We start from the raw sequence: 25554 nt of genomic DNA, 5'->3' as shown, positions 1-25554 counted from the left end.
CATGGGCGCCGCGCCGAATCCACATGCACGATCCAGCTGGCCGAATTCCGAATCGGCAAGACGGCCGCGGCCGGCGCTCCCCATCGTGCGGCTCCCTTCCCCGGAGCCGTTGCCATGCCCGTACCGCCTTCCCTCCCCGCCCCATCCCGAGTGCTCTCGCTGGGCGCCACCGCCTGGTTCGTCGCCGCCACGTTCGGGCAATGGGCCTTCGTGGCGTTCATCGTGCTGTTCTTCGGTGGGCCAGTGCTGGGCGGCGATCTATCGCCACTCAACGCCAAGCCGCATGTCACCGGCTATGTGCCGGGCGATGTCGTGGGCAACCTGCAGTTCGTCGGCCACGCGCTGCTGGCCGGGCTGGTGACCTTCGCCGGGGCCTGGCAGCTGGTGCCGGCGCTGCGGCGTCGGTGGCCGCCGCTGCACCGGTGGAACGGGCGGGTGTTCCTGTCGGTGGCCCTGGTGGTCACGCTGACCGGCTTCTATCTGGTGTGGGTGCGCGGCTCGCAGCTGGGGCCGGCCAGCAATCTGTCGATCTCGTTGAACGGGCTGTTGATCGTGGTCTTCGCGCTGCTGGCCTGGCGCAGTGCGCGGCGCAAGGACTTCGCGGCGCACCGGCGGCATGCGCTGCGCGCGTACCTGCTGGTGAATGGGGTGTGGTTCCTGCGCATCGGCATCATGCTGGCCGGGCTGGTGCTGACGCCGCTGGGCATCACGATCGATTACACCGGCGCGCCCTTCCTCCTGGTCAGCTTCGGCAGCTGGCTGGTGCCGTTGGCGGTGCTGGCGCTGTACTTCGCCGCCGAGCGCTCGCCGCATGCGGCGGTGAAGGTCGCGATGGGCGGCCTGTTGGCGCTGCTGGCCCTGCTCACCCTGGCCGGCAGCGTGGCCGCGATGGTCTTCATGTGGTGGCCGGTGTTGTAAGCCGAGCGGAGCGCTGGCGGCCCTTTTGTCCCTGCTGGCGCTGTTACGCCGCCTGTCTCCTTCTCCCCGTGCGACGGGGAGAAGGTGCCGGGCGGATGAGGGGCGCTTTTCCGTCCGCTCACGTGACGCCTTCGCCGCGCACTTTGTTCTAGCGCATCCTCGTCCGCGGTCTACGGGTACGCCGCGCACTACGCCACCCCGCGCCTGCCCCTCATCCGCCCTCTGGGCACCTTCTCCCCGCAAGCAGGGAGAAGGAAAAGCATATCGCCCCGGTCGGTGTGGGGTATGCGGGCGTGAACGCGATGCAGGTACGACGTACGGTAGGCCGTCGCCTCCCAGGGGCGGCGTTGGACCGGATGCACGGCATGTCGCCGAAGGAGTCGCATCATGGCCGACCGTCCCCGTTTTCCCGGCAACACCCTCGGCAATCCCGCCATCGACGGCGAGGTGCTACCACCGCCCATCGATCCGGAACGCTTCCGGCACATCCAGTTGCTCAACGAAGCGGTGCTGGTCAACTTCGCGGCCTCGCCCAATCCACGCACGCCGTGGGGCTGGTCGACGCTGGCGTGGGACGTGACGATGCCCACCACCTTCCTGCCCGGCGTGCACGTGGAGGCGGTGCTGTTCGGTGAAGGCGAGCAGATCGTGCCGGCGCAGGGCACGCGGCCCGCGCGGCCGTACAACGAGACCACCTACACGCTGTCGCTGCGCACGCCGCTGGCGGTGCGGATGATGGGCCAGGTGACACTGGGCATCGATTTCGGCAGCTGCTTCGAGATTCCGCAGCGCATCGACGTGATCCGCGACCTGATCCGCACCGAAGTGCGCCGCGCGTTCCCTTCGTCGGGCCAAGTGACGTTGCGTGACAGCGAAATCGGGGTGGATTTCGGCATCAACAGTTTCGTCGTCGACATCCCGCTGACCGCGGACGTGCCGAACTGGTTCGATGCCGACATCGACATGACGCTGGGCTTCGAGGTGTTCCCGGTGGATGGACGGGTCGCCGCGCGCTACGGGTTCGCGCGGACCAACGTGTCGTTCGGCACCGCGTCGGCCATCCTTTCGGGCGGGTGTTCCTCGGCCGTGGCGAAGGCGCTGGAAGCGGCCTGCGATGGCTTCTTTGATGGCTTCATCGGCCCGGCCATTGCGCGACAGCTACGCGATCAGGTACAGGCAGGCCTCAACGCGGCGCTGACCGAATTCAACCAGGGCCGCTCGCCGCCGTTCAAGGTGCACGACTTCACGCTGACCGACTCGAACCTGCTGGTCCGCATCTGCCCGGTCAGCGCGCCGCCCCCACCGCCGGACCCCAATCGTCCGGGCCGCGATGGCGATTTCGAACCGCTCAACGGGTGAGGCGCTGCGTCACTTCGCTGGTGCCGTCCTGAAATCCGTGCGCCCCGCCTGCGCCAGGGTGAAGGCGTAGATGTCCGTCCACACTTCGTCCAGCTGGCTGCGGCTCGATCCCATGCCATGGCCGGCACCGAAATCCAGCCGCAGCAGCACGGGCACCTTCCCGTCCTGCGCGGCGGCCAGGCGCGCGGCGTACTTGGCGCTGTGGAAGGTGGCCGCGCGCGGATCATTGAGGCCGGACACGACCAGCGTGGGCGGATACTTGGTACCCGCCCGGATGTGCTGGTACGGATCCAGGTCGAACATGGTCTTGAACGAGGCCGCATCGGTGATCGGCCCGCCCCATTCCTCGATGTCGGCGTAGTTCTGCTCGGACACGTAGCGCACCGGATTCATGAAGCCGACATTGGCGATGGCGCCGGCGAACAGATCCGGGCGCTCGTTGATCGCGCCGCCCAGCATCACGCCGCCGGCGGACGTGCCGATCAGCGTCATCGTCTTCGACGAGCCCACCTTCTTGCGCATCAGCTGCTCGGCCACGTCGATGGCGTCGCGCCAGGTGTTGGCCTTGGTGGCCGCCTTGCCGGCGTAGTGCCAGTCGCGGCCGAACTCCCCGCCGCCGCGCACGTTCGCCAGCGCGTACACGCCACCGCGGTCGAGGAACGCGAGGATGCGCGCGTTGAAGCGCGGCAGCGCCGCATAGCCATAGGAGCCGTAGGCTTCCAGCAACACGGGCGTATCGGCATCCAGCGTGGCGCCACGCTTCATCACCAGCGTGTACGGCACGCGTGTGCCGTCGCGCACGGCAGCCTCGCTGCGGCGCGCCTCGTAACCGGCGGTATCGAACGGAAGCGGCGGCACCAGGGCCAGGTCCTTCAACTGGCCGTCGCGCAAGTCGAGGCGATAAATCGTCGACGGCGTGAACCAGCCCGTCATCGCGACCAGCACCTGCGGCGATACGGCCCAACCCTGCAACGAGGTGACCTGGCCGTCAAACGGCAGGGCCAGCTTCTCGGCCTTGCCGTCCTCGCCGACGCGCCACAGGCCGGAAGCCGGCCCGTCGATAGTGCGCACCAGCAGCCCGCCCTGCACGGCCAGGATCGATTCGATCACGGGGGTGCCCGGCAGCGCGACCACGCGCGCGGTCTTCAGGTCGGGCGCGCTTGCCGAGGTCTGCAGGACCTGCCCACCGGAGGCGTGTTTCTTCGATACGAGATACAGGCGGTCGCCATCGAGACTGGAATCCACCACCACGTCCTCGAAGCCGGCCACCGGCGTCCACGTCGCCTGACCGGTCATCGCGGTGTCGGCATCGGCGCGGTAGATCGCGATCTCGTTGCGGCCATCGCGCACGAAGGCCAGCGCCGTGCGGCTGTCGGGATCGAAGGCCACCGGCACGAACTGCTCGGCCTTTGCGCGAATACCACCCTGCCCGCGCTGGGCCAGCAGCACGTCCTGCGCGTTGCCCTCCAGGCGATGCAGGCGCGCTTCGTTGCCGACGAAGTAGGTGGGCGTGCCGGGTTCACCGACGAACTTGAGGTAGCTGAAGGCCTCGCCATTGCGGGTCCAGCTCATCATCCAGGCGTGTGGAATGGCGACGGGCAGGAAGCCGCCCTTCTCCACATCCAGCACGCGCAGCGTGGAATGCTCGGTGCCGCGCTTGGACAGGGCGACCAGCACGTGGCGGCCGGTCGGCGAGGCGGCCCAGCGGTCGATCACCTGGTCGCCGTCGGCGCTCTTGAGCGTGGTCGGGTCGAGCAGCACGCGGGTGCGGCCGTCGGCCTCGCGCACCATCAGCTTGGTGTCCTGCTCGCCGGCGGCGCGGATCTCGTGGAAGACGCGTCCGCCGGCCTGTTCGGCCTGACCCACGGTGGTCAGTTCGCCGGAGCGGGCGGCCACGTCGGCCAGCAGCGAGGCCCGGCCGGGCATGGCGGCAAAGACGCGGTGGGTGTGTTGGGCCTGCGCCTGCAGCCATGGCATCCAGTCCGGGTCCTTACCGCTTTCCATCCAGCGGTACGGGTCGGTGACCCGGGCGCCGTAGTAGTCGTCGGTGACGGGCTGGACCTTGGCGACGGGCGCTTGCGCCAGGGCGGCAGCGAACGGGAGCAGCAAGGCCCCGAGCAGCAGGGGGCGGACGACTCGGGCGGTCGGCATTCGGTGTCTCTCCGGTGGGGCCCGCGTTCCCCGGCGGGCATTGTGAGTATGCACGGCCCCACCGGCCGGAACCGGACACCGCGGCGCAGGGCCGCCCACCTTCAGCGCAAGCGCAACGTCTTCGCCCTGCTCGTTGCCATGCGGACCGCCGGTTGACGGCCGTCACTACGCGGGCGTCGGCCGTGCAGGGCCAGGTTCACACCTGCCCCGCCCTCACCGCATCCGCCAGCCGCGGGTACAACGGCTGGAAACCCAGGTTCTCGCGCAGGCGGTGGCCGTCCATGACGGCGGCGAAGGCTTTCGCGCGTTCGGGCTCGGTGCCGTCGGGCGAGGGTTCGCCGACGGATGCGAACAGCGTGGCCAGGTCGGGCGCTTCATCGTCCGTCACGTTGTAGATCCGGTATGCCGGCGATGGCGCGTCGAGCAGGCGGATCACGGCCTGCGCCACGTCCGCGTGATGGCCCAGCGACATGCGTTGCGCAGGCGGGAAGCTGCGCATGAACGGCACCACGTCCTGGATGTGCGGGTCGCCGTCGCCGTAGACGAACGGCAGGCGCAGGATGCGCACGTCCAGGCCGTCGATGGCCAGCAGCAGGCGCTCGGCCGCGAGCTTGCTCTGCGGGTAGGCGTCGATCGGCGCGCAGCCGTCGTCTTCGTGCGCGGGCACGCCGCCGTTGGGGCCGTAGACCAGGCCGGTGCTGGTGAAGACGAAGCGCCCCACGCCCGCCGCGCGTGCGGCATGCGCCAGGTGCTGGGTGCCCTGGTGGTTCACCGCGTGCGCTTCTTCCGGGGTGGCGCCGCGGAAGAAGGCGGCGCAATGCACCACCGCCTCCACGCCGCGAACGGCCGCGGTCAGGGAGTGCGGCTGCATCAGGTCGCCGGGGATCAGGGTGATGCCGTGGTCCGACAGGTCGGTCGCACGGGCGGGGTCGCGTACCAGGGCGCGCACGGTGTGTCCGTGCTGCACCAGCCGCTTCGCGAGTCTGCTGCCTACTTTTCCGGTGGCGCCGGTGATCAGTATGTTCATGCGGGCCACGATAGGCCGCGCACGGCCGGCTGCATTGGAAAAAACGGCCATGACCGCGCGGGTTGCGACGCGGCGGACGCGGCCACCACAATGCCGGCATGCCCGCCTTCCCTGCCCGTGACGCCGTGACGCCTGCCGTGGGTGCGCTGCGCCCGATCGTGGCGATGACGGCGCGGGATTTCGTGGAGGACTTCCAGCGGGTGGCGATGCCGCAGGTGGAGGCGCAGGTGGTGGTGCGCTTCGGGCCCTCGTTTCCGGGCGGTGTCGATCTGCATGCGATGGGTCCGCGCACGCAGGTGCACCGCAAGTTCATCCGCGGCGGCCAACGCGCGGTGCTGGCGCGGTTACAGCCGGGCCTGTACGCGGCGGCACTGGGCGTGTCCGCGGCGGAGCTGAAAGGCGCGCCGGTGCCGCTGGAAGATCTGTGGGGACACGCGCGCGTGCAGCGATTGCGCGAGCAACTGGCGACGGCGCCGGAGGCCTCCGCGGCGGGCGCGTTGCTTCAGCGGGCGGTGTCGGAACGGGTAACGCGCACGGGCGCGGTCGGCGCGATGCCGGCGCTGCTGCATGCGGCGCTGGAGCGCTTGCAGGCTTCCAGTGTGGGTGCGGTGGCGCGTGCATTGGGCGTCAGCGAGCGCCAGCTGCGGCGCGTGCTGCAGGAAGCGTTGGGTCTGGGCCCGAAAACGTACGCGCGGGTGAAGCGCTTCGGCCACGCGTTGCAAGCAGCGCAGGCCGGTGGCGAGGTGAACTGGTCGGCCATCGCGGCCGATGCGGGGTATTACGACCAGGCGCACCTGATCGCGGAGTGCCAGGCGATGGCCGGCTGCACGCCGCGCGCGTTGTTGGCGGAGTTGCGCGGGGGCGAAGGCGGGGCGGCCGGCCGCGCCCGCCCCACGTAGCGGTCGCCGCGCGTCAGCGGCAGATGAAGAAGCAGCCCAGCATCGACTTGTCCAGGCTCACCTGCAGCGCCTCGCCTTCCTTGAGGTGCACGGTCTTGGAGAACGTGGTGTTCTTCCTGACGTCTTCGAACCAGTAGGCCACCTGGTCGTTGGAGCCGATGTACCGGTTGCCGGCGTACACGTCGGTGCGGCCGGTCACTTCGCTGCGGGTCACGGTTTCCTTGTACGAGAAGTCGGCGATCAGCAGGTATTCGCCGGCGGGCAGCTTGGTGAAACGGAAGCCCCCCTGGTCGTCCAGGATGGTGGCGAACATGAAGTGCTTGGCGATGCGCTCGGGGATCCGGTCCGGCATCTTCTGGCTCTGCTTGACCGTCTCGAACCACTGCTTGAATTCATCGCTCATGTGGATCAGGCCCACTCGTTGGCTGCCCTTGGGCGGGTACTGCTTCTTGGCCAGCACCGCGCCCTTGTAAAAGGCGGTGCCGGCGATGGAGCCGGTGCCCATCAGGCGGATCTCCGCGGTGGCCTCGGCCAGGCTCTTGCCGCCGGTGAAGCGCTTGCCCGCCAGGCAGTCGAGCATCGCGCTGCGCGCCTGGTCCAGCCCGTCGTAGGACAGGCCGAACACGTCCACGCCGTCCACCCGCGCGGTCATGCCGGTTTCCTTGGCGCGCATGGAGGCCATGGTCTGCTTCAGGTCGCCGACGGGGATCATCACGAAGCCGCCGCCCTGGCCCCCGGCGGGCGGCATCAGCGCCCCGCGCAGGGTGGCCGGCGGCAGGCCGTCCTGCTGCACCTGCACGCTGACCTCGCGGGCGGCCTTCGGCGCGGCAATGCGCGGGCCGTGCAGCAGGATGGCGGCGGTGGGCGATGTGGCGCTGGGGCCGACCAGGGCCAGTTGCGACGCATCCTTCTTGGCGGCGGTGAAGCGCGCCACGCAGCCCTTGCCCGGTGTGCCCTCGGGTTGCTGCAGGAACCAGGCGCCATCGCCATTGCGGGTGATCAGGCGGCTTTCGTCGTCGGCGCCGGTGGCGTGCACCGCTCCGGCAAGGCCGAACGTGGCGGCCAGCAAGGCGAGCAGCGCGGGGGTCAGGCGGCGAAGGGGCATCACGGGCATCCGTTGTCCAGGTGCGCGGGATTGTGACAAGTCGGCGGAGCGGATACGAGTGACGGGGTCCCCAAGGAAATGCGACCCGTCGTGCGTCGGTACGGTGGGCTCAAGCGCACCTTTACGGGTTGCGGGTAGCCCGGGTAAGGCCGCAGGCCGCACCCGGGGCGATACCTCCACGTCCATGACGTCCCTCAACGCCCCCTCTTCTCACTGACGCGCCCGTGCTTGTGTGAGTACACACACCTTCTTCCGCCAGCGCGCGCACCTTTTTGGTGAATCGCTGGATGTTTTTCGGCCTCGCGACACCGTTAGTGTGAGAAGAGAGGACCTTTTTGGTGGAACGTTGGACCTTAGTGAGAGAAGAGAGGCTCTTTTAGATGGAACGTTGGACCTTAATGAGAGAAGAGAGGCTCTTTTAGGTGGAACGTTGGACCTTAGTGAGAGAAGAGAGGCTCTTTTAGATGGAACGTTGGACCTTAATGAGAGAAGAGAGGCTCTTTTAGGTGGAGCGTTGGATCTTTCTCTGCCTCAAGATGCCCTTAGCGAGAGAAGAAACACCCTGAGTGTGAGAAGAAACGCTCTCGGAGGTCATGCGAGTCCGTGTTTGGTGTCGTGAGGGTGTTTGTCTAACAGCGCGCGGTTGGCGGCGGCGTGTGGAAGGCCGGCCAGGGCCCGCCCGCAGGCAGCGGCGACGCTCCAGCAGGTTCACCGTAAAAAGTGGTTGCCGCCCGGCACCCCTACGCGACGATGGTTCGACATACCGGCAGCGTGCCGTGGTCATCGCGCGCCCACCCGGGCTGCAGACCGCGCATCCAGGTCAAAAAAACTAACCCGCGCAGGTGCGCCCAGGCCCAGCCTACACACCATCCCCCACACCCGCTCGCGCCGCCCTACGTAGCGCGGGCTTAAGCACGCCTTACGCATTTAGATTTAGGCATTGCCGTTGAGTCGCTGAGCTAATTCGTTCTTGTATCGTGTCCAGCGCTCCAGACTCGCTCTAAAGCGATCCTCTTTAACGAAGACGATATTCAACGGCTGCGCAACCGAACCGAAAATCTCGTCAACAATCTCAGCGGCAGGCTCTCCCGTCGCCATATGAGACTCCTGAGCTACCACGGCATACATTCCAAGCATCCGATCTGGCAACTTTCCTTCGTCAGACAGAGCTGCAGACTTCGCCAAGTTCAAGTATGCCTCTGAGTACCGCTGCAGGAAAAATAGGGTAATCCCCAAGTTGCTGCGCGCAACCGCTCCATCATCAGCCTCAACAACCGCCCGAAACGCGGCTGAAGACTCAGCAATCTTACCAACCCCAAAGAACGAAAGACCTACTGCACCTTGCAACAAAGGACTAGCAATGCCTATCTCCGAGAATCGCTCGTAGTTCGCAATCGCTTGCTCATAGTCTCCAACCTGATTCTGACCTCGCAGCACGCTTAACGCAGAGCTAATAGAGAACACATTACTAGAGTCCTTATCTGCAGCCAATGCAGAAATAGCTGCGTACTCGTAAGAATAATCTTGATTGAGCGCACATCCCTCACTGGTCATTTCTTCGATAGAGGAGCCATGGAAAACGCCCACCTTGAACTCCGCTACCTCATTGCAAATAGACACACACGCAGCCACAAGGGCAGTCATTGCTTCCTCCGACGCAATATCATCAGCGGAATAAACTGCACCGAATTGACCAATCTCGGTTTGAATTATCTTCGCGGCCGGCGGCAGGGCGCCGGATATCGCAGCACTCAGCGACGCAAGTAGCTCATTAGCCTTCACCTGACCAAATCTTTTTTCCACCTCTCGAATGTCATCGACTGTCAGCACGAGAATTCTTGCAAGTGATATTTGCAGAGCCTTGAATCGCTTCAAAAGTACAGCTCTTCCATCAACACCAGACAAAAAGGCGGAATCGCCGTGAGGCGCCGAGAGTCCTCCAAAACAAACCCAACGGAACTGATTCCAGCAAACAGCCGCTTTCAATCTCCGTTCTATCTTTTCGCTCAGCAATCGAGCAAAACGAAATTTCAGGCTGGACATCAAACGCGACAAGTCGCGCGACTTTCATTCTCGGAAACTTTCCCAATACTCGCTGCGAGCGCCCGTCGTCGGTGACGTAGCTAACATCGCCGGTATAACGCTCAGGGACGACGAAGAACTCACGACCTGGAACGACGCCAACTTCCGAGCCAATGTCGATAATTATGGTATTTACAGCCTTATCATACTCTATAACTCTCCCATACCTTTTCAAGATATCAGGAAAGTATCTAACCCTGTTCCTGCCAGAGTTCTTCGCTGAATATAATGCTTTATCGGCCTGAGTTTTTATTCTGCCGCTCAACGACGGTATGTCGCCGAACCTTATTCCTCCCGCCACCCGGGATACACCAAGACTTGCCGTAACCCTTCGCTCCCCCTCTATAGGGGCTGCGATTGTCGTACCCGAGTCGGCTTCTATCGTTTGGATTTGCGCCCCAGAGGGAATGTATGACTTCTCAATTCTTACTCTTACCTGTTCAACCCAGCCAAGCAAGGCAGGCTCTTCAAGCTCCCCATGGACCAGAATATTGAACTCTTCGCCACCAAGCCTAAACAAACTAAATTCGACGCCAGGATATTGAATTATCGCTTCGTCGCAAACATCTTCAAGCAGCCAAGCAAAACTACGTAGAACCACGTCCCCGTAGTCGTGCCCCAAGCTGTCATTCACCCTTTTGAAGTAGTCTATATCCAACGTAATCAATGACAGTGATTTAACGCCAGTCCCTCCTAGCTCTGGCGTGGCGATCGTGCCTGATCCCGCCAAACTTTGGAGTGCCGCTTGCAGTGCAGCATCGAATGATTTTCGATTCTTACAACTCGTTAGCGAGTCATGAAGAGCGTCAAACTTGTGCTGCGCCCCGCGCTTTCGTTTTGCAATGAGATCTTTTATCGCGTCAAGTGTAGATGTCTTCGGAAAGGCTATGAATCCCACATCGATAGCGACGCCAACATCGTTTAGCGGGAAGAGATACCTTTTTTGTTTACCGACTTTGATGTAGTCACCTTTCTTTTCTGCCTTTTCCAGCTCTCCTGCGGGCACGGAAGCAGAATCTAGTGACGTCCACGTACCGCCGCTTTTGTAGTGAACAGCAATTGATGACACTGATGCCTGTTCATTGGCTAGCTCATGCAGATCTTTGCCGAACTCATGAATCCAAGTGGCCTTCATCCCCCCCCCCCGATCTAGTCGATGACATCGCTCACTACACATGAGAAGTCGACCCTATTGGCCGAACTCTATCCATTAGGTTTGACTCACCCCAGTCACGCACAACCCGTGAGAGCCTAAAGCAGGTAGCTACAGGTTTTCCAGATTAATGCTGCTGCGAGAATTCTAAGCAGGGAGTTCGCCAAGCGACCCTATAATGGCAATGTCCCTCTGCCGCTCTCTTTCATGCCCTCCCCCGCCCCCGCCCTCACCCCCACATGAGCGACGCGCCCAGCCGCTTGCGCGCGGCGTTGCTAGGCCCGCTGGACAGGGAAGACGTCTACATCAAACAGAGGGAGCGCCGGATCGGCGCCCTGGTCAGCCTGTTGGTGCACGTGTTGTTCGTGCTGGCCCTGCTGTACTCCTCCAAGCTGGAACTGGCCCCGCCCGAGGGCAGCAGCAGCGGTGGCGCGCGGGTGAAGGTGGACTTCCTGGGCGAGACCGACCGCGACGACCAGCGCCCGCCCGTGCCGCCGACCGGCGTCCAGGCCCCGCGCGAACGCCCCAAGCCGCTCAAACCCCTGGTGACCACCCCCGTCACCTCGCCCGTCGACGCCACCCGCGTGACCGAGGCCGAGAACCCCGTGGCCGAAGAAGAGACCGTCCCCCAGCCCACCTCTTCCGAACAGGCCCTGCCCAACCCCCAGACCCAACCCCCGGCCAGCCAACCCGCCTGGCGCCGCTCCGCCCAATGGGGCCAACCGCCCGGCATGCTCGCCCAGGACACCGCCCCCGAAAACCGCGGCTACACCGCCGGCACCGGCCGCAGCGAAGGCCGCGGCCAGGACAACGCCGCCAGCCCCAGCATGGACGTCGAGGGCCACCAGATCTATTACGACCTGCGCAACGAGATCCGCGTGCAGGAATGGCAGGCGCGCGGCATGACCGAACTCTTCTTCCCCCTGCCCGGCCGCCGCGAATACATGGTCTGCCCGCTGGAGATCGTCGCCCGCCGCGGCTCCGGCGGCTGCCGCCTGGTGGAACCCAACGACCCCGCCATGGCCGGCATCGGCGACGCCCGCGACGTGGTCACCGTCGAACGCGTCTACCGCCGCGGCGAATTGATCTGGCGGGGGCCGGGGGCGTATCGCTAGCGCGCACCAATGCGTTTCCTTCGCCCCGCGCAGCGGGGAGAAGGTGCCCGGAGAGCCTGCCCCGTACTTGATACGGGGGCGGATGAGGGGCAGAGCGCGGCACGTCATCAGGCGCCGAAACACACCCCTCTCCGTTCGCCCCTCACCCGCCTTCGGCACCCTCTCCCCGCTACGCAGGGAGAGGGGCGCTTCGGTAAGGCCGCGGGAAGGGAATCACCGCGGAGCCCGTAGGCTGGGTGAAACCCAGCATCCCGGGCGCAGCGTATCCGGTGCTGGGATTGTCATCCCAGCCTACGAAGCTGACGAGGACCGCGCTTCCTTCTCCCAGCAGCGCGGGGAGAAGGTGCCCGGAGAGCCTGCCCCGTACTTGATACGGGGGCGGATGAGAGGCCAAGCGCGGCACGTCATCAGGCGCCGAAACACATCCCTCTCCGTTCGCCCCTCACCCGCCTTCGGCACCCTCTCCCCGCTGCGCAGGGAGAGGGACGCTTCGGTAAGGCCGCGGGAAGGGAATCACCGCAAACCCCGTAGGCTGGGTGTAACCCAGCCTCCCGGGCGCAGCGTTATCCGGTGCTGGGATTGTCATCCCAGCCTACGAAGCACCCTCATCCACACACTCAAAGAAAAACCCCGCGAGGCGGGGTTTTGACCACTCGACGACTGCACACCCTGTACTTACGCCGCGATCCGCTCGATCCGGTCGATCGCCTTCCCCAACACGCGGTGCGCCTCTTCCAGATCGTAGTCCGCCTGCAGACCCAGCCAGAACCGCTCGCTGGTGCCCAGCGCGGCGGCCAGCCTAACCGCCGTGTCGGCGGTGATGCCGCGCTTTCCGAGCACGATCTCGTTGATACGGCGCGGCGGGACGTCCGCGGCACGCGCCAGCGCGTTCTGGCTGATGCCCATTGGCAACAGGAACTCTTCCAGCAGCACTTCACCGGGATGGATATTGGGCAGGGTCTTCATGGAAGAACTCCTCTCTGACAGTTCAGTGGTAATCGACGATTTCCACGTCGTGCGCGTCGCCATTCTTCCAGCGGAAGCAGACGCGCCATTGATCATTGATCCGGATGCTGTGCTGGCCCTTGCGGTTGCCCTTCAACGCCTCCAGCCGGTTCGCTGGCGGAATGCGCAGATCGTCCAGCGTGGCCGCGTTGTTCAACATACGCAGCTTGCGACGGGCAACGGCCTGCATGTCGGCCGGCAGACGCCGCGAGGGCGTGCCGTTCCAGACTTTTTCGGCTTCCTTGTCGGCGAAGTCCCGGATCACGGGCTCACCATAACGCCACCCGTCATGTAACGCAACCCGTCATAGCGCCATCACCCTCCCCGCACCCAAAGAAAAACCCCGCCAAGGCGGGGTTTTTCTTGTCATCGGCTTACATGTTCCGCCGGTACTCGCCACCCACATCGTACAGCGCGTGGCTGATCTGCCCCAGGCTGTGCGTCTTCACCGCTTCGACCAGCGCGGCGAACACGTTGCGGCGCTCGCGGGCGGTGCGCTGCAGGTAGGCCAGGCCGTGGCCGTCGTGCACTTCGGGGTCGGCGTGTTCTTCCAGCGCGGTGGCGTGGCTGTGGTCGGTCTCGCCTTCCGGCGCCAGGCCGTTGCGCGAGGCCTGCCAGGCGCGGACGTTGGCGATCTGCTGGGCCTTCTCTTCCTCGGTCGAACGGATCAGCTCGATCTCGGTGGCGATCTCGCCACCGTGCTCGCGCGGCAGGAAGGTGTTCACGCCCACCAGCGGCAGGCTGCCGTCGTGCTTCTTGTGCTCGTAGTACAGCGACTCTTCCTGGATCTTGCCGCGCTGGTACATGGTGTCCATGGCGCCGAGCACTCCGCCGCGCTCGCTGATCGCCTCGAACTCCTTGTAGACCGCCTCTTCTACGATGTCCGTCAGCTGGTCGACGACGAAGCTGCCCTGCCAGGGGTTCTCGTTGAAGTTCAGCCCCAGCTCCTTGTTGATGATCATCTGGATGGCCACCGCGCGCCGCACGCTCTCTTCCGTCGGCGTGGTGATGGCCTCGTCGTAGGCGTTGGTGTGCAGGCTGTTGCAGTTGTCGAACAGCGCATACAACGCCTGCAGCGTGGTACGGATGTCGTTGAACTGGATTTCCTGCGCATGCAGCGAGCGGCCCGACGTCTGGATGTGGTACTTCATCATCTGGCTGCGCTCGTTGGCGCCGTAGCGCTCGCGCATGGCGCGGGCCCAGATGCGGCGGGCAACGCGGCCGATGACGGTGTACTCCGGGTCCATGCCGTTGCTGAAGAAGAACGACAGGTTGGGCGCGAAGTCGTCGATCTTCATGCCGCGCGCCAGGTAGTACTCCACGATGGTGAAGCCGTTGGACAGCGTGAAAGCCAGCTGGCTGATCGGGTTCGCCCCCGCCTCGGCGATGTGGTAGCCGCTGATGCTCACCGAGTAGAAGTTGCGCACCGCGTGGTCGACGAAGTACTGCTGGATGTCGCCCATCATGCGCAGGGCGAACTCGGTGCTGAAGATGCAGGTGTTCTGCGCCTGGTCTTCCTTGAGGATGTCGGCCTGCACGGTGCCACGCACGGTGGCCAACGTTTCGGCCTTGATGCGCGCGTAGGTGTCTTCGTCCACCAGCTGGTCGCCGGTGATGCCGAGCAGCCCCAGGCCCAGCCCGTTGTTCGTCGGCGGCAACTCGCCGTGGTACTGCGGCCGCGCGCGGCCTTCGAAGAAGGCGTTGATCTTCTGCTGCGCCTCGGCCCAGCGCGCGTCATCGGCCTTCAGGTACTTCTCCACCTGCTGGTCGATGGCGGTGTTCATGAACATCGCCAGGATGATGGGCGCCGGGCCGTTGATCGTCATCGACACCGAGGTGGTGGGCGCGCACAGGTCGAAGCCGGAGTACAGCTTCTTCATGTCGTCCAGCGTGGGGATGTTGACGCCGGAGTTGCCGATCTTGCCGTAGATGTCCGGGCGCGGCGCGGGGTCTTCGCCGTACAGCGTGACGCTGTCGAAGGCGGTGGACAGGCGCGCGGCCGGCTGGCCGACGGACAGGTAGTGGAAGCGGCGATTGGTGCGCTCTGGCGTGCCTTCGCCGGCGAACATGCGGATCGGGTCCTCGCCGGTGCGGCGGTACGGATACACGCCGCCGGTGTACGGATAGCTGCCCGGCAGGTTCTCTTTCTGCAGGAACGTCAGCAGTTCACCCCAGCCCTGGTAGGGCGGCGGCGCGATCTTCGGGATCTGCTGGTGGCTCAGCGAGGTGGTGTAGTTGTCGATGCGGATGGTCTTGCCGCGTACCTGGTACTCGTTGACCGGATCGGTGACGGCCTTGTGGCGGGCCGGCCATTCGCGCAGCAGCTTGAGCGCTTCGGACGACAGCGATTGAATCGCGTCGTTGTAGCGCTGGCGGAGGGTGAGCAGCGAGCGGTCGACGAGGTGAGCCCCTCTCCCTTCACGGGAGAGGGGTTGGGGAGAGGGTGAGCCCGCGCCCGCCCCCTCTCCCGCCGCGCGGGGCGCGGCGACCTCTCCCGCGAGGGGAGAGGTGGGAAGCAATGCATCGGACGCATACAACTCCAGCGCCTTCGGCAGCGCCGGATCTTCCAAGTCCTTCAAGGCATTCCAGTAGTGCTGCGCGCGGCTGGCGGTCTCGGCTTCGCTCTCGATGCGGCGGTTGATGCCGCGTCCCTGCTCGGCGATCTCGGCCAGGTAGCGCACGCGGCTGCCGGGGATCAGCACGGTGGCGCGCGGCTCCTTCAGCGTGGTGTCGAGGGCGGGCGTCCACTTCTCCGCCGGCAGCTGCAGCTTCTCGCGCAGCAGGCGGCACAGGTTGGCGAACATCCAGCTGACGCCGGGGTCGTTGAACTGGCTGGCGATCGTGGGATACACAGGCACGTCGGCATCCGCGGTCTGGAACGCCACGCGGTTGCGCTTCCACTGCTTGCGCACGTCGCGCAGCGCGTCCTCGGCGCCGCGCTTGTCGTACTTGTTCAACACGATCAGCTCGGCGAAGTCGATCATGTCGATCTTCTCCAACTGGCTGGCCGCGCCGTAGTCGCTGGTCATCACGTACATCGGGAAGTCGACCAGGTCGACGATCTCCGAATCGCTCTGGCCGATGCCGGCGGTCTCGACGATCACCAGGTCGAAGCCCAGCGACTTGAGGAACGCGATGCAGTCCTTCAGCACGGCATTGGTGGCCACATGCTGGCGGCGGGTGGCCATCGAACGCATGTAGATGCGGTCGCTGCGCAGCGCGTTCATACGGATGCGGTCGCCCAGCAGCGCGCCACCGGTGCGGCGGCGGGTGGGATCGACCGAGATCACCGCGATGTGCATCTGCGGGAAGCAGGACAGGAAGCGGTTCATCAGTTCGTCGGTGACCGACGACTTGCCGGCGCCGCCGGTGCCGGTGATGCCGACCACCGGCGTGGGTCGCGCGGGGAACGGCGCGTGCGGACCCTTGGCCCACTGCGCGCGCAGCTTCTCCAGGTCCGCGTCGGAATAGCGGCCATCCTCGATGGCGCTGAGCACGCGGCCGATGCCGGCCTCGTCGGTGAGCTTGGGCTGCGCAGGCGCGGCGTCGCGATCGGCCGCGACCTGTACGCGGCCTCCCTCGGCGCGCTTGACCACGTCCTGGATCATTTCCACCAGGCCCATCTTCATGCCGTCGTTGGGGTGGTAGATGCGTTCCACACCGTAGGCCTGCAGTTCGGCGATCTCTTCCGGCGTGATGGTGCCGCCGCCGCCGCCGAACACGCGCACGTGGCCGGCGCCGCGTTCCTTCAGCATGTCGACCATGTACTTGAAGTACTCGACATGGCCGCCCTGGTAGCTGGACAGCGCGATGCCGTTGGCGTCTTCCTGCAGCGCGGCGCGGACGACGTCCTCGACGCTGCGGTTGTGGCCCAGGTGGATGACTTCCGCGCCCTCGCCCTGGATCAGGCGGCGCATGATGTTGATGGCCGCGTCATGCCCGTCGAACAGGCTGGCGGCGGTGACGAAGCGCAACGGCGTGGCGTCGGCCTGGGTGGCGGGAAACTGGCTGGCGGGTGTGCTCACGCGGACTCACTTGCAGGGCTGACAGACGCGGGATTGTAGCCGCTCGCGCGTTTGCACCTCACCAATTGCACACCAGTGGACGCCGCACGCGCACCCTACGGTGGCGTGCGGTTACCGGGTGTCAGCAGAGCCCAAACGGCAGATCGCGCGTGGACACCACGCGCTGGCCGACGGCTTCGCCACGCAGGAAGCGCAGCGCGGCGTCGAGGGTCTCCGGCGCGATGGTCAGGCGGTGGTGGCCCAGGCCGGTGGTGCTGAGCAGCGTGGCCTGCGGCCAGTAGCGCGCGTAGCGCTCGCCTTCGCACCACGGCACGTCGGTGTCCTCCAGGTCGTGCACGACCAGGCCGGGGCGGCCGATCTGCGGCGCGGTCGCGTGCGCATGCAGCGCGCGCACGTCGTGGGCGGTGAGTTCCTGGTATTCGTCGAACAGGCGGCGGCTGAGGAACTGCGCTAGCCCGACCATGCCGCCGAAACGGCGCGCGGCATCGAAGGGATCGGCGGCGGGTGCCAGCAGGATCACACGGTCGGCCTGCAGCCCGCGCGCCATGGCGATGGCGGTGGCGGCGCCGCCGAGCGAATGGCCGACGACCGCAGCCAGCGGCCCGGTGTGTTCGGCCACGCGCGCGATCGCCTCGGCGAACATCGGCAGCGTGGCGCGGCGCCCGCTGCTGCGGCCATGCGCGGGCTGGTCGAACGTCACCACCGCATAGCCGGCACGGCGCAGCGGTTCCACCCACGGCAGGAAGCGCAGGCCGAAGCTGGACCAGCCATGCGCGAGCAGTACGGTCGGCTGTTGCGCGGGATCGCCCCAGGTGTACGTGGCCAGGCGTTCGCGGCCGAAGGCGAATTCGCCGATGCGCGCACCGGCGGTCTCGCTCTGCCGCGCACGCGTCCGGGCGCCCGGCATGGGCGTGCAGAACAGCTGGAAGGCGCGGGCCAGCGTGCTGCGCGGCGCCAGCCAGCTACCGACGGCGAAGCGCGCGCTCAGCAGCGACAGCGCCAGGGGTTTACGAACGGTCGTGCTATTTTGGCGGACAGTGACAGCGGCCATGGCGGTGGACCTCGGGGTGTCAGGCGGGGGTGGAAACGGCAGGGGCGCCGTAGGACGCCAGCAGGCGGTCCAGGGAACGGCGGGCGAGCAACGGCGCTTGTTGTGCGTCGTAGAGCCGGGCGTCATGCAGGCCCTGGGCGACGGCGAACAGTTCGAACGCGAGCAGGAGGGGGTCGGTCTTCGGCGAGAGCTCGCCGGTGTCGATGCACATGCCGATCGCCTTCACCAGCTGCTGGCGCAGCTGCAGCAGCCAATCGACGATGCGATCGCGCAGCAGGCCCGGGCGGGCGTCGTACTCGTGGGCGGCGGCCAGGATCACGCAGCCGTCCGGGTTGTCGCAGACCCACTGGAACCAGTTTTCCATGATTGCCCGCAGGCGCGGGAGGCCGCGCGGCTGGCTGATCGCGGGCGCGATCACGGCCCGGGCATAGCGGTCGGCGGTCCACTCCAGCACGGTCAACTGCAGGTCCTCCCGGGACCCGAAGTGGGCGAACACGCCGCTCTTGGACATGCCGGCCGCGGTGGCCAGCTCGCCGATGGACAGGCCTTCCAACCCATGCCGGGCGGCGATGTCGTACGCCCGCGCCACGATCATCTCGCGGGTGGCGTTGCCTTTGTGGGTGGCGGCCTGGGGACTCATGGCGACAGGAATAGCACGGTCGTTCGAAACTCACAATAGGCCGGAAATCCGCCCTCCCTGCCCGACTGTCATCTCGGCCGAGGGCGATTGGATTAAACTGGCGCCCAGCGACGACCACGGCGGAATCCGGAAACGTCGCTTTTTTCTTTTCTGACAACCCGTTAGCCGTGAAGGCAAGCCCGCGCCGGCCCCCACCCGCGCACCGGAGCCCACCCATGATCTTCGAAACGCTCGACACGTCCGGCCACGAACAGGTCGTCTTCTGCCACAACCCGGATGCCGGGCTGAAGGCCATCATCGCCATCCACAGCACGGTGCTGGGCCCCGCGCTGGGCGGCGTGCGCATGCGCCCCTACGCCGACAGCGCGCTGGCGCTGACCGACGCGCTGCGCCTGAGCCGCACCATGACCTACAAGAACGCGCTGGCCGGCCTAAACGTCGGCGGCGGCAAGGCGGTGATCATCGGCGACAGCAGCCAGGACAAGACCGAGGTGCTGTTCCGCAGCTTCGGCCGCTATGTCGATTCGCTGGGCGGGCGCTACATCACCGCCGAGGACGTGGGCACCGATGTCAACGACATGGAGAATGTCTACCGCGAGACCGAATACGTGGTGGGCGTGCACCAGGTGCACGGCGGCTCCGGCGACCCGGCGCCGTTCACCGCCTACGGCGCGCTGCAGGGCCTGATGGCCACGCTGAACCGCAAGTTCGGCAACGAAGAGATCGGCAAGTACAGCTATGCGGTGCAGGGCCTGGGCCACATCGGCATGGAGTTCGTGAAGCTGCTGAAGGAACGCGGCGCGAAGCTCTTCGTCACCGACCTCAACCCGGCGCTCGTCGAGCACGCCGTCGAGGAATACGGTGCCGAAGCGGTGAAGCCGGACGAGATCTACGATCTGCCGGTCGATGTCTTCAGCCCGTGCGCGCTGGAATACGCCATCAACGAGCAGACCCTGCCCCGCCTGAAGGCCAAGGTGATCTGCGGCACGGCCAACAACCAGATGTCGCACGTCACCGGCGTGGAAGCGGCCAAGCGCGGCATCCTGTACGCGCCGGACTACGCAGTGAACGCTGGCGGCGTGATGAACGTGTCGCTGGAGATCGACGGTTACAACCGCGAACGCGCCATGCGCATGATGCGGACGATCTACCATACGGTCGGCAAGATCTTCGACCTGGCCGAGAAGGAAGGCATCGCCCCGCAGTACGCGGCCGACCGCATCGCCGAGGCCCGCATGAAGGCGATCGGCAAGCTGAAGCTGCCGCTGGGCCGCACCGCGCCGCGCTTCATGGGGCATCTGCGCGGCGAACACTGACGTACGACGCAGTACCGAAAACTGGATGTTGGCCGCAATAGGAGGGAGGACCGAATGCGACCGGATACCGTCAGCGGGTTTCCGCTGGGCGAAGAGTTGGATGCGCTGCGTGAGGCCGTGCAGCGGTTTGCGCAGACCGAGATCGCGCCGCGTGCGGCGCAGATCGACCACGACAACGCGTTCCCGCAGGACCTGTGGCCCAAGCTGGGCGAACTGGGTTTGCTGGGCATCACCGTCGACCCCGAGTTCGGCGGCAGCGGCATGGGCTACCTGGCCCATCTGGTGGCGATGGAGGAGATCTCGCGCGCCTCGGGCTCGGTGGGCCTGAGTTACGGCGCGCACTCCAACCTGTGCGTATCCAATCTCTATTTGAACGGCAATGCCGCGCAACGCGCGAAGTACCTGCCGAAGCTGTGCAGCGGCGAGTGGAAGGGCGCGCTGGCGATGAGCGAGCCGGGTGCCGGTTCGGACGTGGTGGGCTCGATGAGCTGCCGTGCCGAACTCAAGGACGGTGTGTGGGTCGCCAACGGCAACAAGATGTGGATCACCAACGGACCGGAAGCCGACGTGCTGCTGGTCTACATGCGCACCGCCGGCAAGGACGCGGGCAGCAAGTGCATGACCGCCTTCATCGTCGAGCGCGGCATGAAGGGCTTCTCCACCGCGCAGAAGCTGGACAAGCTGGGCATGCGCGGCAGCAACACCTGCGAGCTGGTGTTCGAGAACTGCGAGATCCCCGCCGAGAACGTGCTGGGCGAGGTCAACCAGGGCGTGCGCGTGCTGATGAGCGGCCTGAACACCGAGCGTTTGGTGCTGAGCGGCGGACCCATCGGCCTGATGCAGGCCGCGCTCGACATCACCCTGCCCTACGTGCGCGAGCGCAAGCAGTTCGACGCGGCCATCGGCACCTTCGGACTGATGCAGGGCAAGCTGGCCGACATGTACACCGCGCTGCAATCCAGCCGCGCCTTCGCCTACCAGGTGGCGCGCGGTTTCGACGAAGGCCAGGGCTCGCGCGCCGCGGCGGCCGGCTGCCTGCTGCATGCGTCGGAGGCCGCCGTGCAGGTCACGCTGGAAGCGATCCAGTCGCTGGGCGGCAACGGCTACATCAACGAGTACCCGGCTGGCCGCCTGCTGCGCGATGCCAAGCTGTACGCCATCGGCGCGGGTACCAATGAGATCCGCCGCATGCTGATCGGACGGGAGCTGTTCGACGGTCGCGGTTGAACCTGTCAGTGCCCTACGCGGGCGGGTCAAGCGCCGGCCACGCCGTCAACCAGAGGCTGTTCGGCGCCGGCCACCATGCCGGCACCGACCCGCACGATCATCCACCGAACGGCAGGGACAAGCCCCGTCGCATGTCCTGCCAGCCGGCTCGCGGCCAGCGCCACGGCGCGCGCAACCTGGGTGGCGCGGGGCACCGCGAAAGCGCGAATCTCCGCATTGGTGGCTGGTTCGTCTGACATAGAGGTCCCCCTTCGGACCGGAGAAGACGCCGCAGCGGGGGTTGCGGCCCTGTACGAACGGCCGATTTGCCGGCCGTCGGGGCGCGGCAGGATAATCGCGCCCTCACTCCACGCGGGAAGTCCCCCATGTCCGACATCGTCATCGCCGCCGCCAAGCGCACCGCCATCGGTTCGTTCCTCGGCCAGTTCAACGGCGTTCCCACCCCGACCCTGGGTGCCACCGCCATCGCCGCGGCATTGGAGCAGTCGGGTATCCCGGCCGCGGACGTGTCCGAGGTCATCATGGGCTGCGTGCTGCCCGCCAACCTCGGTCAGGCCCCCGCGCGACAGGCCTCGCGCGCCGCCGGCATCCCTGACGCCGCGGGCGCGACCACCATCAACAAGGTCTGCGGCTCGGGCATGAAGGCGATCATGCTCGGCCACGACCTGATCAAGGCCGGCTCGGCCAGCATCGTGGTTGCCGGCGGCATGGAGTCCATGAGCAATGCCCCGCACCTGATCCCGAACTCGCGTACCGGCAACCGCTACGGCAACTTCCAGGCGGTCGACCACATGGCCTGGGACGGCCTGACCAACCCCTATGACGGCCAGGCCATGGGCGTGTTCGCCGAGGCCACCGTCGCCAAGTTCGGCTTCACCCGCGAGGAGCAGGACGCCTACGCCATCGAATCGGTGACCCGTGCGCAGGCCGCGCAGGCGTCCGGCGCGTTCAACGACGAAATCGTTCCGGTCAAGGTCGCGACCCGCAAGGGCGAGGTCGAGGTGGCTACCGACGAACAGCCGGGCAAATCCGACATCGCCAAGATTCCGACCCTCAAGCCCGCCTTCAAGAAGGATGGCAGCGTCACCGCCGCCAGCTCGTCGAGCATCTCCGACGGCGCCGCGGCCACCGTGCTGTGCAGTGCAGACGAAGCCGCCAAGCGCGGCCTGCAGCCACTGGCCAAGATCGTCGGCCACGCCACCTACTCGCAACAGCCGGAGTGGTTCACCACCGCCCCGGTCGCGGCCATCGACAAGCTGCTGAAGCAGGTCGGCTGGACCGTGGACCAGGTGGACCTGTTCGAAGTCAACGAGGCCTTCGCCGTCGTCGCAATGGCACCGATCAAGGAGCTGGGCATCCCGCACGCCAAGGTCAACGTCAATGGCGGTGCCTGCGCCCTGGGCCATCCGATCGGTGCGTCGGGGGCCCGCCTGGTGGTCACCCTGATCAACGCGCTGCGCGTCCGTGGCCTCAAGCGGGGCATCGCGACCCTGTGCATCGGCGGCGGCGAAGCGACCGCGATCGCGGTCGAGGTGGCCTGAGTTTTTGCGCAGTTTGGGGCGAAGACGCGCGCGTTTTAATTCGCCCCATAGGGTTTAACAACGGATTGACAAAGATAACCGGCCAACCGCTTGACAGCGGTAATGGGCTTGTCATCATGTTGCAGGCGCGCAATTGCGCGTTGCCTAACTAACGACGAGGAAATGCAAAGATGACCATGAACAAGGCTCTGATCGCGCTGGCTCTGGGTTTCGCCCTGGCTGCGTGCTCGAACCAGGAGCAGGCTGCTGACGCCGCCGCCGACGCCGCCGCCGCTTCGACCGAAGCCCAGGCTGCTGCCGACGCCTCCGCCGCCGCTGGCGAAGCGACCGCCGACGCCGCCCAGCAGTCGGCTGACGCCGCTGCCGCCGCCGCCGACGCCGCTGCCACCGCCGCGACCGACGCTGCCGCCGCCACCACCGGCGAAGCCGCTGACGCTGCTGCCGACGCCGCTGCCCAGGCTGCCGACACCGCCGAAGCCGCGACCGACGCTGCCAAGGAAGCCACCAAGCAGTAATCTGCTGGCGGTTGCCTGATTTAGCGTTAAACTGAGGAAGCCGCCAGTTCGCTGGCGGCTTTTTCTGTATCCGGGTCCGGCACCCCGGTTCGGCCTCCTCAACGGACGAACACAGTCGCCTTCCCGGCGTCACCTTCCACACACATACCGATTTGGGGATCCCCTATGAAGATCAAGAGCACCGTCCTGCTGGTCGCCGCCGTCCTGGCCCTGAGCGCCTGCACCAAGAGCGAGTCCACCGACGCCGCTGCCGCCGACGCCGCTGCTTCGGCCGACCAGGCCGCCGCCGCTGCCGGTGACGCCGCTTCCGCCGCCGGCGACGCCGCCGCCGCTGCGGGCGATGCCGCTGCCGCCGCCACCGCCGACGCCGCCGCTGCCGCCACGGCCGCCGCCTCCGACGCCGCTGCCGCGACCGAAGCCGCCGCCACCGACGCTGCTGCCACCGCCGCTGCCGCCACCGCCGATGCCGCCCAGGCGACCGCCGACAAGGCCGCCGAAGTCGCCGACAAGGCCGAAGCCAAGGCTGAAGAAGCCAAGAAGTAATCGATCCGCCACTGCGCGAATCAAAAAGGCCCGCGCAAGCGGGCCTTTTCTTTTGCACTGCGGTTTGGCGCGTACGGGGCTTTGTGGTCTGATGCCGCCTTTCCCGCTTCTGCGTGCCGCATGCCTGCCATTGCTTCGCAACTCGATCCGCGCTCGCCCGACTTCATCGCCAACGCGGCGTATCACCGCGTCCTGGTGCAGGAACTGGACCGTCGACTCGCGCGCGCTGCGGATGGCGGCGGCGAGAAGGCGCGCAACAAGCACACCGAGCGCGGCAAGCTGCTCGCGCGCGACCGCATCACCGCCCTGCTCGATCCCGGTTCGCCGTTCCTGGAGATCGCGCCGCTGGCCGCCGAGGACATGTACGACGGCGCCGCACCGGCGGCCGGCATGGTCTGCGGCATCGGTCGCGTGATGGGGCTGGAGGTCGTCGTTGTCGCCAACGATGCCACCGTCAAGGGCGGCACCTATTTCCCGATGACGGTGAAGAAGCACCTTCGCGCGCAGGAGATCGCGCGCGAGAACCGGCTGCCGTGCATCTACCTGGTCGACTCCGGTGGCGCGTTCCTGCCGCTGCAGGACGAGGTGTTCCCGGACCGCGAGCATTTCGGCCGAATCTTCTACAACCAGGCCCGGCTCAGCGCGGAGAACATCCCACAGGTCGCGGTGGTGATGGGCAGCTGCACCGCCGGCGGGGCCTACGTACCGGCGATGTGCGACGAGAGCGTCATCGTGCGCGAACAGGGCACGATCTTCCTCGGGGGCCCGCCCCTGGTGAAGGCCGCCACCGGCGAGGTCGTGGATGCCGAAGCGCTCGGCGGCGCCGACGTGCACACCAGCGTGTCGGGCGTGGCCGACCATTTCGCCGAGGACGACCGGCATGCGCTGGAGATCGCGCGCGGCATCGTCGGGCACCTCAACCGCCGCAAGACGGTGCCGGTCGCACTGCGCGAGGCGCGCGAGCCGCTGTACGCCGCCGAAGAGCTGTATGGCATCGTGCCGAAGGACACCCGCCGGCCGTTCGATATCCGCGAAGTCATCGCCCGCATCACCGACGGCAGCGAACTGGACGAGTTCAAGGCGCGCTACGGCAAGACGCTCGTCACCGGTTTCGCCCACCTGCACGGTTATCCGGTCGGCATCGTGGCCAACAACGGCATCCTGTTCGGCGAAAGCGCGCTGAAGGGCGCGCATTTCATCGAGTTGTGCAACCAGCGCGGCATCCCGCTGGTGTTCCTGCAGAACATCACCGGCTTCATGGTCGGCCGCAAATACGAGAACGCCGGCATCGCCAAGGACGGGGCCAAGATGGTCACCGCGGTGGCGTGTTCGTCCGTGCCAAAGTTCACCGTGGTGATCGGCGGCAGCTTCGGCGCCGGCAATTACGCCATGTGCGGTCGCGCCTATGGCGCACGCTTCCTGTGGATGTGGCCGAACGCACGCATCAGCGTGATGGGCGGCGAGCAGGCCGCCAGCGTGCTGGCCACGGTCAAGCGCGACGGCATCGAGGCCGCCGGCAAGGCGTGGTCGTCGGAGGACGAGGACGCGTTCAAGGCGCCCATCCGCGACCAGTACGAAACCCAAGGCAGCCCCTGGTACGCCACCGCGCGCTTGTGGGACGACGGCATCATCGACCCCGCCGACACCCGCCGCGTCTTGGGATTGGGCATTTCGGCATCGCTGAACGCGCCGATCGAGCCGGCGAAGTTCGGCGTGTTCCGGATGTAACTGCGGGCATCGCGACCGCCGTCGCGCAGCGCCTCTTCAGCCTCGTGACAACGATGTGCACAACCCCGACTCATCGATGAACCGCGGGGTTCATCGTTGTGTCGCGGCCGTGATTGTCCGCACCGGTCACAACGCGATCGGCGGAGGCCGGCGA

General features: G+C 66.3%; 21 protein-coding genes. 10 read left to right on the top strand and 11 right to left on the bottom strand.

Going from position 1 to position 25554, the window contains the following annotated elements:
- The first annotated feature begins 114 nt into the window (after positions 1–114).
- Positions 115–918, top strand: a complete 804-nt coding sequence (locus AC23D6_RS08385) for a DUF2306 domain-containing protein (protein ID WP_487752298.1) — start codon at positions 115–117, stop codon at positions 916–918.
- A 387-nt stretch (positions 919–1305) separates the two neighbouring features.
- On the top strand, positions 1306–2277 hold the full coding sequence (locus tag AC23D6_RS08380; protein WP_487752297.1) for a hypothetical protein: 972 nt from the start codon (positions 1306–1308) through the stop codon (positions 2275–2277).
- Positions 2278–2286: 9 nt separating this feature from the next.
- On the opposite strand, the gene AC23D6_RS08375 is transcribed toward AC23D6_RS08380, so the two are convergent.
- Complete coding sequence (locus AC23D6_RS08375) at positions 2287–4428, bottom strand: prolyl oligopeptidase family serine peptidase (protein ID WP_487752296.1); 2142 nt, start codon at positions 4426–4428, stop codon at positions 2287–2289.
- A gap of 196 nt (positions 4429–4624) precedes the next feature.
- The gene (locus tag AC23D6_RS08370; RefSeq protein ID WP_487752295.1) at positions 4625–5455 is read right to left on the bottom strand and encodes an NAD-dependent epimerase/dehydratase family protein; all 831 of its coding nucleotides are present in this window, start codon (positions 5453–5455) and stop codon (positions 4625–4627) included.
- A 98-nt stretch (positions 5456–5553) separates the two neighbouring features.
- On the opposite strand from AC23D6_RS08370, the gene AC23D6_RS08365 reads away from it, so the two are divergent.
- On the top strand, positions 5554–6354 hold the full coding sequence (locus AC23D6_RS08365; protein WP_487752294.1) for a helix-turn-helix domain-containing protein: 801 nt from the start codon (positions 5554–5556) through the stop codon (positions 6352–6354).
- Positions 6355–6367: 13 nt separating this feature from the next.
- Here AC23D6_RS08365 and AC23D6_RS08360 read toward each other — a convergent pair whose 3' ends face one another.
- The 3 genes from AC23D6_RS08360 to AC23D6_RS08350 form a co-directional block, all read right to left on the bottom strand.
- Positions 6368–7459 (bottom strand): hypothetical protein, encoded by a 1092-nt coding sequence (locus AC23D6_RS08360; RefSeq protein WP_487752293.1) that lies wholly within the window; start codon positions 7457–7459, stop codon positions 6368–6370.
- Between the two features lie 933 nt (positions 7460–8392).
- Complete coding sequence (locus tag AC23D6_RS08355; protein WP_487752292.1) at positions 8393–9334, bottom strand: tetratricopeptide repeat protein; 942 nt, start codon at positions 9332–9334, stop codon at positions 8393–8395.
- A gap of 16 nt (positions 9335–9350) precedes the next feature.
- The gene (locus tag AC23D6_RS08350; RefSeq protein ID WP_487752291.1) at positions 9351–10676 is read right to left on the bottom strand and encodes a GGDEF domain-containing protein; all 1326 of its coding nucleotides are present in this window, start codon (positions 10674–10676) and stop codon (positions 9351–9353) included.
- Between the two features lie 257 nt (positions 10677–10933).
- Here AC23D6_RS08350 and AC23D6_RS08345 point away from each other — a divergent pair, with 257 nt between their 5' ends.
- Positions 10934–11809 carry a type II toxin-antitoxin system RelE/ParE family toxin gene (locus AC23D6_RS08345; RefSeq protein WP_487752290.1) on the top strand — a complete coding sequence of 292 codons (876 nt, stop codon included), beginning with the start codon at positions 10934–10936 and terminating at the stop codon, positions 11807–11809.
- A gap of 675 nt (positions 11810–12484) precedes the next feature.
- Here AC23D6_RS08345 and AC23D6_RS08340 read toward each other — a convergent pair.
- The 5 genes from AC23D6_RS08340 to AC23D6_RS08320 all read right to left on the bottom strand — a co-directional run bounded on the left by AC23D6_RS08340 (position 12485) and on the right by AC23D6_RS08320 (position 18530).
- Positions 12485–12775: a HigA family addiction module antitoxin gene (locus AC23D6_RS08340; RefSeq protein WP_487752289.1), complete on the bottom strand. Its 291-nt coding sequence runs from the start codon at positions 12773–12775 to the stop codon at positions 12485–12487.
- Positions 12776–12797: 22 nt separating this feature from the next.
- The gene (locus tag AC23D6_RS08335) at positions 12798–13079 is read right to left on the bottom strand and encodes a type II toxin-antitoxin system RelE/ParE family toxin (protein WP_487752288.1); all 282 of its coding nucleotides are present in this window, start codon (positions 13077–13079) and stop codon (positions 12798–12800) included.
- 109 nt (positions 13080–13188) lie between these two features.
- The gene (locus tag AC23D6_RS08330) at positions 13189–16839 is read right to left on the bottom strand and encodes a methylmalonyl-CoA mutase family protein (RefSeq protein WP_487752287.1); all 3651 of its coding nucleotides are present in this window, start codon (positions 16837–16839) and stop codon (positions 13189–13191) included.
- A 121-nt stretch (positions 16840–16960) separates the two neighbouring features.
- Positions 16961–17890: an alpha/beta hydrolase gene (locus tag AC23D6_RS08325; RefSeq protein ID WP_487752286.1), complete on the bottom strand. Its 930-nt coding sequence runs from the start codon at positions 17888–17890 to the stop codon at positions 16961–16963.
- 19 nt (positions 17891–17909) lie between these two features.
- A complete protein-coding gene (locus AC23D6_RS08320; RefSeq protein WP_487752285.1) occupies positions 17910–18530 on the bottom strand; it encodes a TetR/AcrR family transcriptional regulator in 621 nt (206 codons plus the stop codon).
- Between the two features lie 215 nt (positions 18531–18745).
- On the opposite strand from AC23D6_RS08320, the gene AC23D6_RS08315 reads away from it, so the two are divergent.
- The gene (locus tag AC23D6_RS08315; RefSeq protein WP_093297518.1) at positions 18746–19846 is read left to right on the top strand and encodes a Glu/Leu/Phe/Val dehydrogenase dimerization domain-containing protein; all 1101 of its coding nucleotides are present in this window, start codon (positions 18746–18748) and stop codon (positions 19844–19846) included.
- Positions 19847–19900: 54 nt separating this feature from the next.
- Positions 19901–21073 (top strand): isovaleryl-CoA dehydrogenase, encoded by a 1173-nt coding sequence (locus AC23D6_RS08310; RefSeq protein ID WP_245122801.1) that lies wholly within the window; start codon positions 19901–19903, stop codon positions 21071–21073.
- Positions 21074–21099: 26 nt separating this feature from the next.
- Here the strand turns inward: AC23D6_RS08310 and AC23D6_RS08305 are convergent, their stop codons facing one another.
- Positions 21100–21312: a hypothetical protein gene (locus AC23D6_RS08305; protein ID WP_487752284.1), complete on the bottom strand. Its 213-nt coding sequence runs from the start codon at positions 21310–21312 to the stop codon at positions 21100–21102.
- A 126-nt stretch (positions 21313–21438) separates the two neighbouring features.
- Between AC23D6_RS08305 and AC23D6_RS08300 the strand changes: the two genes are divergently transcribed.
- The 4 genes from AC23D6_RS08300 to AC23D6_RS08285 all read left to right on the top strand — a co-directional run bounded on the left by AC23D6_RS08300 (position 21439) and on the right by AC23D6_RS08285 (position 25400).
- Positions 21439–22614, top strand: coding sequence for a thiolase family protein (locus tag AC23D6_RS08300; RefSeq protein WP_487752283.1), 1176 nt, complete (start codon positions 21439–21441; stop codon positions 22612–22614).
- A gap of 170 nt (positions 22615–22784) precedes the next feature.
- The gene (locus tag AC23D6_RS08295) at positions 22785–23129 is read left to right on the top strand and encodes a hypothetical protein (RefSeq protein WP_447939342.1); all 345 of its coding nucleotides are present in this window, start codon (positions 22785–22787) and stop codon (positions 23127–23129) included.
- A gap of 165 nt (positions 23130–23294) precedes the next feature.
- Positions 23295–23672, top strand: coding sequence for a hypothetical protein (locus tag AC23D6_RS08290; protein WP_487752282.1), 378 nt, complete (start codon positions 23295–23297; stop codon positions 23670–23672).
- Between the two features lie 120 nt (positions 23673–23792).
- A complete protein-coding gene (locus AC23D6_RS08285; RefSeq protein ID WP_487752281.1) occupies positions 23793–25400 on the top strand; it encodes a carboxyl transferase domain-containing protein in 1608 nt (535 codons plus the stop codon).
- The last annotated feature ends 154 nt before the right edge of the window (positions 25401–25554 follow it).

The sequence above is a fragment of the Pseudoxanthomonas sp. G3 genome (assembly GCF_057654715.1).
The sequence above is the reverse complement of the archived record's forward strand: the minus strand, read 5'-3'. Positions and strand labels throughout refer to the sequence as shown.